The following is a 12,146-nucleotide window of genomic DNA, read 5'->3' as shown; positions in this document are numbered from 1 at the left end:
ATAATTTGATTTAAGAGATTTGATATAAATGGTTATGTTTAGTGCAGGTGATACTGCTTGGGTTCTTGTTTGTACAGTTCTTGTACTTTTAATGAGTATTCCAGCAGTAGCCTTTTTTTATGGAGGATTAAGTAAAAGAAAAAATGTTTTGAATACTATTTTTTTAACTTTTATTGCATTTTCAATAATTAGTGTGATATGGGTTATTTTTGGTTATCAGTTTGCATTTGGAGCAGATATTAATGGATTTATTGGTTCACCAACTAATTTCTTCTTACAAGGAATTGGGCTTGATGATTTAACTGGATCTATTCCAACATTATTATTTGTTATGTTCCAATGTGCATTTGCAGGATTAACATGTGCAATTATGTCTGGAGCTTTAGTTGGAAGAATGAAAACAAAAGCTTGGGTTATTTTCACTATATTATGGATATGTCTTGTTTATGTCCCTATTGCCCATTGGGTATGGGGAGGTGGATGGTTAATGCAAATGGGTGCACTTGACTTTGCTGGAGGTGCAGTTGTTCATATTAACTCAGGTATTTCAGCATTAGCTGTCGCATTAGTATTAGGAAGAAGAAAAAACACATCATTAATTCCACATAATTTAGGATATGCTGTTTTAGGTGCAGCATTACTCTGGTTTGGATGGATGGGATTCAACGGAGGATCTGGTTTAGCAGCAAATGGACTTGCAGCAAATGCAATTATTGTATCTAATGTTGCAGCAGCAATGGGTCTTATCGTTTGGACAATGATTGATACATATCTTGTTGGAAAACCAACAGTGTTAGGTGCAATCTCTGGTGCAGTAGCAGGACTTGTTGGTATTACTCCTGCAGCAGGATTTGTTGATGTTTATGGTGCATTAATTATTGGTGCAGTAGCTCCATTAGTATCTTACTTTGCTGTATATTACTTAAAACCAAAACTTGGTTACGATGATGCATTAGATGTATGGGGAATACATGGTATGTCTGGTGTTTGGGGAGCGATTGCAACTGGTATCTTTGCAGTACCTGCAGTAAATGGAGCAGCAGGTTTAATTGCAGGAAATGCTAATCAAGTTGTAATACAAGTAATAAGTGTTGTAGCTACTATTGTTTATGCATTTACAATAAGTTTCATCCTTGCTAAAGTATTAGATAAAGCTATGGGTGGAATTAGAGTTGATGAAAGTGATGAAATTGGTGGATTAGATACAAATCTTCACAAAGAATCTGCATATAACTTCAATTCATAAGGTGATTTAAATGAAACGTATTATTGCGATTATAAGGCCTGAAAAATTTGAAGATGTAAAAAGAGAATTAATTGAAGCAGGTTGTGAAGGAATGACTGTTTCTGAGGTAAAAGGAAGAGGAAGTCAACAAGGTATCAAAGAATCATATAGAGGTTCAAATTTCTGCATTGATTTGATTCCAAAAGTTCGTATTGAAATTGTTGTCAATGATGATAGATTAGATTTAATTGTTGATAAAATTATCAAAGGAGCATATACAGGAAACATTGGGGATGGTAAAATTTTCATACAATCTGTTGAAAATGTAATTAGAATTAGAACACAAGAACAGGGGGACGAAGCAGTGTAGTTCCCTAATAAACTAAATGTATTTATCTACTTCCTAGGAAATAATTTTTTTAAATTATTTCCTTTTTTTTTAAAATTAAATAATCAATAACTTGCTAGCAGGTTAAAATTGACTTATGTTGTTATACTTGATATAAAACACCATTAGTATATTTTCTGAAAGCAAAGATAAAATTAAAATATTTTTTTAGACATTTAACTCTTTAATCCATTATGTCTAAATTCATATTAAGTAATGCTTTCATAGTCTCAATATCGATTTGTCCAGGAGCTGTTACATCTGTTCCAGCAGCAAAAGTAATTGGAGAATTAAATTTTGAAGCCATAACTCTAGTATAGCTTCCTAAATCAGCCATAGAAATAGCGATTGTGTCTTCACAATGGGAAAGAACAGCTAATATTGTTAAAGTATCTTCAAGATTTTGAGGCATAAATGCAACTTTAGCTATGTCCCCTAATTCATGTTCTTTTTCAACAATATAATTTATTTCACTTAATTTTGGTGTTTTTTCAAAATCATGGTAAGAAACAATGGTTGTAGTGTTAGTTTCATGGATTTTATTAATATATTCGTTGTTGCTTTGGAGTTCAATATCCACATAGTCAACTAAGTCACAGCATTCATATAATATATTGAATCTTTCTTCTTCACTACCTTTAAAAAGTCCACCTTCTGTGATTATTCTATTTGTAGCAATCATTGGAAAATTAATTTCTTCGATTGTCTTTTTTATTTCATTAATTTTTGGATTTTCAAGAGCATCTATCCTGAATTCTAAGACATCTGCTCCTTTTTTAATACAATCATTAGCTACTTCAATTACATTTTTACAATTCTTTTGAAAAATAGGAATCGCGATTTTTGTTTGAGAATACATTAATATATCTATTAGTTTATTCCTATTAATTAATTTTTTTTGTAAGTAATAAAACTGATTTTTTTTTAAAATGTTGAACATAGTTAATTAGATTTATTTAAGTAATATATTATTTTAATCAAATAATCTTTTAAAATATAATAATGTTTATATAATGTATATGGGCATATGGTTAATATATAAATAAAATTAATTTTTAATGTTGGAGATATGATGGGAGTTGGGGATATGAGGGAATATGATGTTAGTTTTGATAAAGATACTTATTCTCTTATGATTACTAAAAATAGTAATGAGGGGTGGTTCACTCCAAGTATCACTGTTTATGATGTTAAAGAATACACTGGTTTTTTAAAAGAAACATCAATGAACTTAGATATTATTGTTCCTGTCAATAACTTCCAAGATTATGCTTTTGTTTATTCTAAAGTTTTTATTCCAGAATTAGGTATAGCTACTAATAATGATATTATTGGACTAAGTTATGGGGAGTCCTATAAATATTTAAAAAAAGATATTTTTCCTATTTTTAAGGAAGTTTACTAGACACATGAAACAAAAACATTACACATATATTTTGAAGATGATAAGGGTTATGTAAAATATTTATTTTTTTGAAATTGTTTTTTGATAATGGTAATTAATATTTATTAACAACTGTACTGATTCATTACTTAAATCATAACAGGATATTACCTCAGACGTTTATAAATATGATGAATTTTACGTATATGTTAAAGATACCAATAGTAATAACTATTTCTGGGGATCTCCTATATATGATTTGTTAGAAAAGGAAAAAACAATCAGATGATTCTAAAAAGGATATTATTTATGATTTAATTGTTTCTGAGGAAAAAAATTATATGAAACTTCATTGAACAGCAATATGGGGGATGAAAATACTATTATCCGTATTAAGACAGAAAAAGGTACAAATAAAACCTTAAATATTAATGTAAAACATTTACATAATAATGGTGCATTGTCACATATTGCAGTGTATATAATGGATATTACTGATGAGGATATTGATGAAAAAGATAATTTTTTATCAAATAAATTATTAACAAAAATGAATTTAAAATTAGGATTTGCTACATTAATTAGAAAAACAAATGAGGAGTATGTGGTGGGTAATACATTTTATGATATATTACATATTCCTAAAAAGAATATTGATGGATTATTAAAGGATTTTAAGGATAATATTTTAAATAGTGAAGACAGGTTAATGGTTCAAAAGTTTGAGTTAGATGAAATAAACCATTTTGAAAAAGTAATTGAATATAAATCTCCATTTTATCATAAAACACAACAATTATTTTTATATATGGAACACTATGAAGATGCTACTAATAAGCTTTTATTTACAAATATTAAAGATGTAACTGAGGAATATGAAAGGGAAAATGAGTTAGAAATATTACCAGAAAGTTTTAATTAAAGAGGTTCATCATAGAGTTAAGAATAACCTGCAACTTATTTTAAGTTTACTTAATTTAGAATTAAAATTCAATGAAGGTAATTATGAAGAAATTTTAAATAAAACAAGAAATAGAATTTTAACAATGGCTACAGTACATCAGCAAGTTTATGATTCTTCAGATTTAGCTCATGTAGATACTTTAGAATGCACAACCTCCTGTTTTAAAAAATTATTTGGAGTAGACAATTCAAATATCAACTTACATTTGGATATAGACTCTTATGATTTGAGTATGGATAGCAATACCATTCAATTTAATTCTAAGTGAATTAGCATCAAATTCAATTAATTTTGCTTTTAAAGATGGTGAAGGTAATTTCTATGTGGATTTCAAATTATTTGATGATATTTATGAATTAAATGTTTGGGACGATGGTGTAGGACTACCAGAGGGTATAGATATTAAAAATCCGAGAACATTAGGTTTTACAATTGTTAAAAATCTTATTGGTCAGTTAGATGGTGAATATGATGAATTACCATTATCCAAAGGTTTTAGTATTAAAATAAGAGTTAAGAAAGCTACTTAATTTAACCTATTCAATAAAATTTAACTAATTTTAATCTAAATATTTTTTTTAAAATGAAAATTGGAAATAATTAAATAAATTAAATAATAAATAATATATCAATAAAATTTAATATTTTATTTATTTTAAAAATCAATTATTCAAGGTGTTAATTTGAAAATTACAGTTATAGGTGCAGATATATCTAGTAATGATGTATCTTGTAGTACTATGCTAGTAGAAACTATTGAAAAAAACCTTCATAAAGTTAAAGAATTAGGTGCAAGAGATGTTGCTTTAAGTAATGTCACTGGTGATGATGTTGTTATAAGTGCATTTGTTGAAGATGAGTTACTTGAAATTGTAAATGAAGGGATTGTCAATGTTTTAAAAGAAAGTGCAGAGAATTTAGGAGATTTATCTGGGATTTCACAAACTCCCGAAGGTGCTGGAGAGGGAATTTCTTATGCTGAAGCAAATATTAGACAAGATAGATATCCTGATGCTATTGTTTTAGGTTTTGATACTTATGGTGGAGAACCATTTGTTGCAGATGTTGCTAATTCAGCAATTGATGCTGCAAAGGGCATGAAAAATTTAACTGATGTTTCCAATTATATTGAACCTAAATTAAGAAAAATACCTGGTGTAGGTTATGTTTCACCAGAAACCGATGATCCTGTTGTTGTTGCCACAGTTGAAAATATAGAATCTGTTGGTATAATAGCTAGTGCAATGATTGGAGCTGCACTTGGAAATAAAAATGTTTATTTAGTCAAAAGAGGAACAAGTTGTAATGTATTGCCGGGTAGTGTGATATTTTCAGCTACTGCAGTTATGAATGGGAATATAATTGATTTAGCTGTTCCATTTGAAAACAAAACTAGAATATTAAGATAGGAGCTATTAATTATGATTTTATTAAATGAAGATACAAAATGTTTAGTCCAAGGGATAACTGGTAAACAAGGTTCATTCCATACAGAACAAATGTTAAATTACAATACTAATATTGTTGCTGGAATTACTCCAGGAAAAGGCGGTCAAATGTTTTTAGATCAAGTTCCAATTTTTAATTCCATAGAAGAAGCAAAAGAGAAAACTGACATTAATGCTTCAATTATTTTTGTTCCAGCAAGATTTGCAAAAGATGCTGCATTTGAAGCAATAAGACATTTAGATTTAGTTGTTATAATTTCAGAACATATTCCTGTCCATGATAGTATGAAAATCATGGCATATGCAAAACAAATGGGAACAACTGTAATTGGTCCGAATACTCCAGGAATTATTTCTCCAGGTATTGGTAAATTAGGTATTATGCCTACTCACATTTTCAAAAAAGGTAATGTTGGTTTAATCTCAAGAAGTGGTACATTAACATATGAAATTGCTAGTGAACTCACTAATGCAGGAATAGGTCAAAGTACTGCAGTAGGTATTGGTGGAGATCCAGTAACTGGGGATAATTATGTTGATATTTTAAAAAGATTTGAAGAAGATAATAACACTGATGCTGTTGTTTTAATTGGTGAAATTGGAGGAACTGCAGAAGAAAGAGCTGCAAAATTTATTACCGAAGAAATGACAAAACCAGTTGTATCTTATATAGCAGGAAGGACTGCGCCTCCAGGTAAAAGAATGGGACATGCAGGAGCTATCATTCAGGGAAATTCTGGAACCGTGGAAAGTAAAACTAAAGCTCTAAATGAAGCTGGTGTTGAAGTAGCTGTAAACCCATCTGAAATTGTAGATTTACTTAAAAAGGTTATGTAATGTCAAATCAAGAAATTATTGATAAATTATTAAACGGTGAAATGAAACTTTATCAAGTTGATAAAGAAGTTTCAGCAAAAGAAGCGACTGATATTCGAAGAGAATTTTTAGAGCAAAAATATTCTATTAAATTAGATAATATCTCAAATTATACTCTTGATATGGAAAGAGCATCTGCTCGTAATATTGAAAATTCTATTGGAGTATTACAACTTCCTATGGGTATAGCAGGACCATTAAAAATCAATGGAGAATACTGTAATCGTGAAGTATTTGTACCTCTTGCAACTTCTGAAGGGGCACTTGTAGCTTCTATTAATAGAGGAGCATCTACTATTACTGCATCAGGTGGTGCAAATGTAAGAGTAACCTCTGATGTTATGACTCGTGCACCTGTTATTAAATGTGATGGAGTAAATGATGCATTAAAAATTAAACAATGGTTTATTGATAATTTTGATGAATTAAAAACTATTGCTGAAAGTACTACTTCTCATGGTAAATTAATTAAAATTGATCCTATTTTAATAGTTGGAAGCTATGTTTATCCAAGATTTGTTTTTTCAACTGGGGACAGTATGGGAATGAATATGGTAACAATTGCTTCTGAAAAAATATTGGATAAATTAGCACAGGATACTAGTGCGACTCATATTGCATTAAGTGGTAATGTTTGTGTTGATAAAAAGCCCGCTGCAATTAATCTTATTGAAGGAAGAGGAAAAAGTGTTATTGCAGATATATTAATACCAAAGGATATTGTATCAAAAAAACTTAAAACTACAGCAGATGCAATTGTTGAAGTAAATACTGCTAAAAATTTAATAGGTTCAGCGGTAGCTGGAAGTATGGGATTTAATGCTCATTATGCAAACATGGTTGCAGCTATATTTTTAGCAACTGGTCAAGACCCAGCACATGTTGCAGAGGGGTCATTGGGAATTACAACAGCTGAAAACAGAAATGGGGATTTATACTTTTCTGTTAACTTACCTGATTTACCAGTAGCTACTGTGGGTGGAGGAACAAGTCTTGAAGTTGCTCATGAAGGATTAGAAATTCTTGGTGTTGCAGGTTCTGGTAAAGCGCGTGAATTTGCAGAAATTGTTGCATGTACTGTACTTGCAGGAGAATTATCTCTTGTTGGAGCATTAGCTGCAGGGCATCTTGCAAGGGCTCATCAAGAACTTGGAAGAGGATAATATGGATGATTTTCTCGATGATATTTATCCAGAAATCACTCTTGAGACTGATGATATTATAATGGAAATATCTGTAAAAAAAGATTATTCTCAAATTAAAGATATAAATATGAGAAAAAAAGAATTTATAAAAGATTTAAATGATTTTATAAAAGAATTTGATGAAACAGATGAATCTTTGGAGTTTATGAGATATTTCGATGATTAGTATTTAGAATCTATTTTTTCAAATACTTTTTTAATATTTACTTTTGTTTCGAAACAACCTGTTTTATCAAGTAATACACCTTGAGGGCAGAAATCGGATAATAACATCATCATTTGGTTTAAATCTTCATGGCAGGCTATACCAAGGACTGCTTTGAATTTATTTTCTTTAACTATTTTTTTAACAAAACTTGATCCTGGCACAACATATAATTTATATCCCATTGGTTCAGATTTTTTCTTAATAACTCCTATACTACATAGTCCACATTCAGTGCAGTTTAATCCTTCTTTTTGAAGTGTTGCAGGACAGTTTCTATGTCTTAAGCAATGAGGTATGAAGATTAATGTTTTTTTAGCTGGAATGGATTTAAATTTTTCTTTATTCAACTCATCTCTAACCTTAATTGCGATACCATCAATTAAGTGTTCATCAAGTTTTAGAAGTTTTGCCATAGTTTTAAATGGGAAATATAGTGAATCAACAACAAATAAGATGAATCTTGGAAATTTAATTTTGTTTTTTCTAGCTATTAATATTCCTAAAATTAAAACTACAATAAAGGATATTATAATAAGAATAGCTAATAAAACTACTAATTGCCCTAAAAATGTATAAAATGAATCAATAAACATATTATCCTAAAATTTTTCTATTGTGAATTTATCAAATTTTTTATTTAATTTAATTCCAGTTTTGGTTTTTACTATTTTTAGTCCAGATAAACTGTCACAGGAACATAATACATTTTGTTCAGGATGAGTTCCTGGAATAATGTTACAATTAAGATTAACTTCATTTCCAATTGATATAACAGTTTCTAAACGTTTAGTTGATGGGTGATCTTTATTTAAAATTACCAGTGGGGAAGATTCTTCACGGCTAAGATATGCTTGTGATCGGATTGCTCTTTTATCTTTTTTAAAGTTAGATACAGCAATAATATCATCAGATTCTAAAAATTGGACTATTTCTTCATTATCTTGTGTTGCAATGAATAACATCTTATTATCATATGCCACTTTAACAATACCTACTATTCCAGTTTTTCCTTCAAGAAATAGTATTTCATCATTTTTAAAATTGATGTTCATAGTATCACTTAAAATAAAAAAAGAGAGTAAATAATTTACTCTGCAAGTTCAACATTGTCACTTTGGCAAGATGGACAAATTACTTTTTTTCCTAGACCTTTGAAGGAATTTCCACAGTTTTTACAATGGTATTTTTTTGTTTTTAATTTTTTTAAATCAATATCGGCCATTGGCCCTCCACTTGAGCACATTAAAAATCACCTTTAATATTATTATATATAATATTATATTAATGATTTAGTATTGTTTTAAGATTTTTGATTTTTTGAAGAATTATTTCATCGTGGGTTAAATCATATTGTAGTTCATAGAAGTATAATGCTTTATTTAAGTCTTGTTTTTTATCATATTTGTTTGACAGATTATCTAATCTTTTTATAATAAATGGATTTACATCAATTTGTATTTTTTTACTTTCAATTAGTGATAAACATTCTTCTAAACTTAATTCACTATTAATTCCTTTTGATTTTATGTGTTGGAGTTTTGTATATGCAAGAGGATTTAACTCATATTTCATACTATAATTATATAATGCAGCAGCAACTTCTAAATTCATTTCTTCCATGTAATATTGTCCTAAATTTCTATAGCATCTAGCAATATCTTGTGGATAATAAGCATATTTAAGTGCCTGAGTGGTGTATATGAAAAATTTATTAAAGTTTGGTGCTTTAATTCTATAAATTTCAGATAACTCTAAAAGTATTCTTGCAGATACTGGATTGATATTTAATGCTTTTTTAAGGTATTTTTCAGCATTTTCTAAATCTTTTGCCTCTAAAAATAAAAATCCGTATATATAATATAAATCAAGTATTGGTTGATTATAAGGTATGTATCTAACTACTTTTTCAGCACCAATATATTCATTGAATATGTCTTCTTCTAGTTGATTTGTAAAATAATGATATTCACTCACAGAATCATCTTCAAATAGGGGTGGAAAACTTTTCATAAACTTATCAAGTTTATCTAATGCATCATCATATTTCCCATTTTCAATAATTGGAAAAATTTCTTCTAAAATATCAATAATTGGAGTTTCGTTTTCTGAAATTTCAATGTATTCCCTTTTTTCTTCATCATCTAAACAATCCCATAACATACGAGAAAGTTCTTTTATGATTTCTGTATTATAAGGGTGGTTTTTATATTTTTCAATTTGTGAGACTAAATATTTCCTATTTAAATCTTTATTCTCACCTAAATTTAATTTAACTTTATTTATTATTTCAGTATACATTAGAACACCATAAATTTATTTAATAAGTAATCTTTTTATATAACTTCTAATCCATATTATATATGTATAAAAACTTAGTTTTATATTGTTTTATTAGAAAATTTTGAAGGTGAATAAAAAATGGCAAATCAACCAGTTTTCATCCTTCCTGAAGGAACTGAAAGATATTCTAAAAGAGATGCTTTAAGAATGAATATCACTGCGGCTAAAGTATTAGCAGGTATTGTAAGAACTACCTTAGGTCCTAAAGGTATGGATAAAATGTTAGTTAATTCATTAGGTGATGTAACTATAACTAATGATGGTGCAACTATTATAAGTGAAATGGATATTGCACAACCTGCAGCTAGAATGCTTGTAGAAACCGCTAAAAAACAAGAAGAAAATGTTGGAGATGGAACTACTTCTGTTGTTGTAATTGCTGGTGAATTATTAGTTAAGGCTGAAGAATTATTAGAAGAAGGAATCGCAACTTCTGTTGTTGTAAAAGGATACAGAAACGCAACAAAAAAAGCTGTAGAACTTTTAAAAGACATTGCTATTGATGCTGATGATAAAGAAACTCTTAAAAAAGTAGCTATTACTGCAATGAGTGGTAAAGGCTCAGATTATGCTAAAGAACATTTAGCTGATCTTGTTGTTGATGCAGTATTAAGAATTGAAGAAGACGGTAAATCTGATATTGAGAATATTAATATTCAAAGAGTTTCTGGGGATTCTGTTGAAGATTCATTTTTAGCTGAAGGTATTGTAATTGATAAAGCTCCTGTTTCTAAATCTATGCCTAAAGATATTGAAAATGCAAAAATTGCTATCATGAAATATCCTATTGAATTAAAAGATATTAACACTGATACTAAAATTGATATTACTAGTCCTGAACAATTTGAAATGTTCTTAAATAATGAAGAACAAATGATTAAAGATTTAGTGGACAAAGTTGTTGATTCTGGTGCTGATGTATTATTCTGTCAAAAAGGTATTGATGATATGGCAGAACATTACTTGAAAAAAGCAGGAATTATGACTTTCAAAAGAGTTAAAAAATCTGATATGGAAAGAATTGCAAAAGCTACTGGTGCTAAATTAGTAACTGATATTGAAGATTTATCTGAAGATAAATTAGGTTCTGCAGGTCACATATACCTTGATAAAGTATTTGATCATGAATTAACATTCATTGAAGAATGTGAAAATCCAAAAGCTTCTTCTATTGTCCTTAGAGGTAGTACTCGTTATGTAACTGAACAAATCGCAAGAGCAATTGATGATGCTTTAGGTGTAGTTGCTGCCACCATTGAAGAAGGAAAAGTTCTCATTGGTGGAGGAGCATGTGAAGTTGATTTAATAAAAAGATTAAGAGAATATGGTGAAACTGTAAGTGGAAGAGAACAATTAGCTATTTTAAAATATGCTGAAGCATTAGAAGTTATTCCTAGAACTTTAATCGAAAATGCAGGTTTAGATACTATTAACTTAATTGCTGATTTAAAAGCTGCTCATGAGGACTCTAATTTAATAGGTATTAATGTATTTACTGGTGAAGTTGTAGATATGAGGGAAGCAGGGGTTATTGAACCTTTAAGAGTAAAAATCCAAGCTTTACAATCTGCAGGTGCTGCTAGTGAAATGATTTTACGTATTGATGATATGATTGCAGCAAGAGATGCTCTTAATTCTACTGGACCTGATGAGTCTGGTAATGATGCAAGTGGTATGCCTCCTATGCCTGGTATGGGTGGGGGAATGCCTCCAATGATGTAAAATTAATTTATTTTACATTTTTTTATTTTCTTTTTTTTTATTATGAATTTTTTAATAATGCCATGTTTTTTTTATAGGTTAGTTATAGTGTTATTCTGTTATTTTGGATATTTTTGTCTTTTTTGTTTATTTGGTCTTATTTTTTAATATTCTTTATTTAATTTGTTGTTTTTTATTTTAATAGGAATAAAATTAACTATTTTTTATTATATGAGTTATAATTGTGTCTTATTTTATATAATAAGCATTGGTAGTAGTGTTTTTAAATTTGTATTGTTAGTTATCGTGGAATATTATTTGATATCTTTTAATCGTTTTATAGCTTAATTTAACTATATTTTTACTTAATATTTAATTTTCATAATATTTTAACCTTATTTTTAAAA

General features: G+C 28.7%; 16 protein-coding genes. 11 read left to right on the top strand and 5 right to left on the bottom strand.

The features are described 5' to 3' along the window. Positions 1–28 precede the first annotated feature (28 nt). Both ACI389_RS07620 and ACI389_RS07615 read left to right on the top strand, forming a co-directional pair. On the top strand, positions 29–1,246 hold the full coding sequence (locus ACI389_RS07620) for an ammonium transporter (RefSeq protein WP_439780935.1): 1,218 nt from the start codon (positions 29–31) through the stop codon (positions 1,244–1,246). 10 nt (positions 1,247–1,256) lie between these two features. Beyond that, on the top strand, positions 1,257–1,595 hold the full coding sequence (locus tag ACI389_RS07615) for a P-II family nitrogen regulator (protein ID WP_439780934.1): 339 nt from the start codon (positions 1,257–1,259) through the stop codon (positions 1,593–1,595). Between the two features lie 202 nt (positions 1,596–1,797). Here ACI389_RS07615 and aroD read toward each other — a convergent pair whose 3' ends face one another. Next, on the bottom strand, positions 1,798–2,472 hold the full coding sequence (aroD, locus tag ACI389_RS07610; RefSeq protein WP_439780933.1) for a type I 3-dehydroquinate dehydratase: 675 nt from the start codon (positions 2,470–2,472) through the stop codon (positions 1,798–1,800). A gap of 210 nt (positions 2,473–2,682) precedes the next feature. On the opposite strand from aroD, the gene ACI389_RS07605 reads away from it, so the two are divergent. From ACI389_RS07605 to ACI389_RS07570, 8 genes are all read left to right on the top strand, one after another. After that, entirely contained in the window at positions 2,683–3,018 is a 336-nt protein-coding gene (locus ACI389_RS07605; protein WP_439780932.1) for a hypothetical protein, read from the top strand. Between the two features lie 331 nt (positions 3,019–3,349). After that, complete coding sequence (locus ACI389_RS07600) at positions 3,350–3,919, top strand: hypothetical protein (protein ID WP_439780931.1); 570 nt, start codon at positions 3,350–3,352, stop codon at positions 3,917–3,919. Further along, a complete protein-coding gene (locus tag ACI389_RS07595; RefSeq protein ID WP_439781026.1) occupies positions 3,915–4,229 on the top strand; it encodes a histidine kinase dimerization/phosphoacceptor domain -containing protein in 315 nt (104 codons plus the stop codon). Before ACI389_RS07600 ends, ACI389_RS07595 begins: the two co-directional genes overlap by 5 nt. Continuing rightward, a complete protein-coding gene (locus tag ACI389_RS07590; protein WP_439781025.1) occupies positions 4,198–4,491 on the top strand; it encodes an ATP-binding protein in 294 nt (97 codons plus the stop codon). Before ACI389_RS07595 ends, ACI389_RS07590 begins: the two co-directional genes overlap by 32 nt. Before the next feature lie 153 nt (positions 4,492–4,644). Beyond that, positions 4,645–5,370 carry a hypothetical protein gene (locus tag ACI389_RS07585; RefSeq protein ID WP_439780930.1) on the top strand — a complete coding sequence of 242 codons (726 nt, stop codon included), beginning with the start codon at positions 4,645–4,647 and terminating at the stop codon, positions 5,368–5,370. Positions 5,371–5,382: 12 nt separating this feature from the next. Beyond that, positions 5,383–6,246, top strand: a complete 864-nt coding sequence (gene sucD / locus ACI389_RS07580; protein WP_439780929.1) for a succinate--CoA ligase subunit alpha — start codon at positions 5,383–5,385, stop codon at positions 6,244–6,246. After that, on the top strand, positions 6,246–7,448 hold the full coding sequence (gene hmgA, locus ACI389_RS07575) for a hydroxymethylglutaryl-CoA reductase (NADPH) (RefSeq protein WP_439780928.1): 1,203 nt from the start codon (positions 6,246–6,248) through the stop codon (positions 7,446–7,448). Before sucD ends, hmgA begins: the two co-directional genes overlap by 1 nt. Before the next feature lies 1 nt (position 7,449). After that, a complete protein-coding gene (locus ACI389_RS07570) occupies positions 7,450–7,656 on the top strand; it encodes a hypothetical protein (protein WP_439780927.1) in 207 nt (68 codons plus the stop codon). Here ACI389_RS07570 and ACI389_RS07565 read toward each other — a convergent pair. From ACI389_RS07565 to ACI389_RS07550, 4 genes are read right to left on the bottom strand one after another with little or no spacing between them, the layout of a single operon-like run. Continuing rightward, positions 7,653–8,291 carry a DUF116 domain-containing protein gene (locus ACI389_RS07565; RefSeq protein ID WP_439780926.1) on the bottom strand — a complete coding sequence of 213 codons (639 nt, stop codon included), beginning with the start codon at positions 8,289–8,291 and terminating at the stop codon, positions 7,653–7,655. The genes ACI389_RS07570 and ACI389_RS07565 overlap by 4 nt on opposite strands. A gap of 6 nt (positions 8,292–8,297) precedes the next feature. Beyond that, the gene (locus ACI389_RS07560) at positions 8,298–8,750 is read right to left on the bottom strand and encodes a hypothetical protein (RefSeq protein WP_439780925.1); all 453 of its coding nucleotides are present in this window, start codon (positions 8,748–8,750) and stop codon (positions 8,298–8,300) included. Positions 8,751–8,785: 35 nt separating this feature from the next. Then, on the bottom strand, positions 8,786–8,941 hold the full coding sequence (locus ACI389_RS07555; protein ID WP_432645213.1) for a hypothetical protein: 156 nt from the start codon (positions 8,939–8,941) through the stop codon (positions 8,786–8,788). 38 nt (positions 8,942–8,979) lie between these two features. After that, positions 8,980–9,996, bottom strand: a complete 1,017-nt coding sequence (locus tag ACI389_RS07550; RefSeq protein ID WP_439780924.1) for a tetratricopeptide repeat protein — start codon at positions 9,994–9,996, stop codon at positions 8,980–8,982. Between the two features lie 120 nt (positions 9,997–10,116). Between ACI389_RS07550 and thsA the strand changes: the two genes are divergently transcribed. Further along, on the top strand, positions 10,117–11,760 hold the full coding sequence (gene thsA, locus ACI389_RS07545; protein ID WP_439780923.1) for a thermosome subunit alpha: 1,644 nt from the start codon (positions 10,117–10,119) through the stop codon (positions 11,758–11,760). The last annotated feature ends 386 nt before the right edge of the window (positions 11,761–12,146 follow it).

Source organism: Methanobrevibacter sp. (genome assembly GCF_051877095.1).
Taxonomy (GTDB): domain Archaea; phylum Methanobacteriota; class Methanobacteria; order Methanobacteriales; family Methanobacteriaceae; genus Methanocatella.
The sequence above is the reverse complement of the archived record's forward strand: the minus strand, read 5'-3'. Positions and strand labels throughout refer to the sequence as shown.

What these genes read in the sequence shown, in the direction of transcription:
- ACI389_RS07605 (WP_439780932.1), top strand. Translation starts at nt 2,683, where the DNA reads ATGATGGGAGTTGGGGATATGAGGGAATATGATGTTAGTTTTGATAAA.
- ACI389_RS07615 (WP_439780934.1), top strand. Translation starts at nt 1,257, where the DNA reads ATGAAACGTATTATTGCGATTATAAGGCCTGAAAAATTTGAAGATGTA.
- sucD (WP_439780929.1), top strand. Translation starts at nt 5,383, where the DNA reads ATGATTTTATTAAATGAAGATACAAAATGTTTAGTCCAAGGGATAACT.
- ACI389_RS07550 (WP_439780924.1), bottom strand. Translation starts at nt 9,996, where the DNA reads ATGTATACTGAAATAATAAATAAAGTTAAATTAAATTTAGGTGAGAAT.
- ACI389_RS07560 (WP_439780925.1), bottom strand. Translation starts at nt 8,750, where the DNA reads ATGAACATCAATTTTAAAAATGATGAAATACTATTTCTTGAAGGAAAA.
- ACI389_RS07555 (WP_432645213.1), bottom strand. Translation starts at nt 8,941, where the DNA reads ATGTGCTCAAGTGGAGGGCCAATGGCCGATATTGATTTAAAAAAATTA.
- aroD (WP_439780933.1), bottom strand. Translation starts at nt 2,472, where the DNA reads ATGTATTCTCAAACAAAAATCGCGATTCCTATTTTTCAAAAGAATTGT.
- ACI389_RS07620 (WP_439780935.1), top strand. Translation starts at nt 29, where the DNA reads ATGGTTATGTTTAGTGCAGGTGATACTGCTTGGGTTCTTGTTTGTACA.
- thsA (WP_439780923.1), top strand. Translation starts at nt 10,117, where the DNA reads ATGGCAAATCAACCAGTTTTCATCCTTCCTGAAGGAACTGAAAGATAT.
- hmgA (WP_439780928.1), top strand. Translation starts at nt 6,246, where the DNA reads ATGTCAAATCAAGAAATTATTGATAAATTATTAAACGGTGAAATGAAA.
- ACI389_RS07565 (WP_439780926.1), bottom strand. Translation starts at nt 8,291, where the DNA reads ATGTTTATTGATTCATTTTATACATTTTTAGGGCAATTAGTAGTTTTA.
- ACI389_RS07570 (WP_439780927.1), top strand. Translation starts at nt 7,450, where the DNA reads ATGGATGATTTTCTCGATGATATTTATCCAGAAATCACTCTTGAGACT.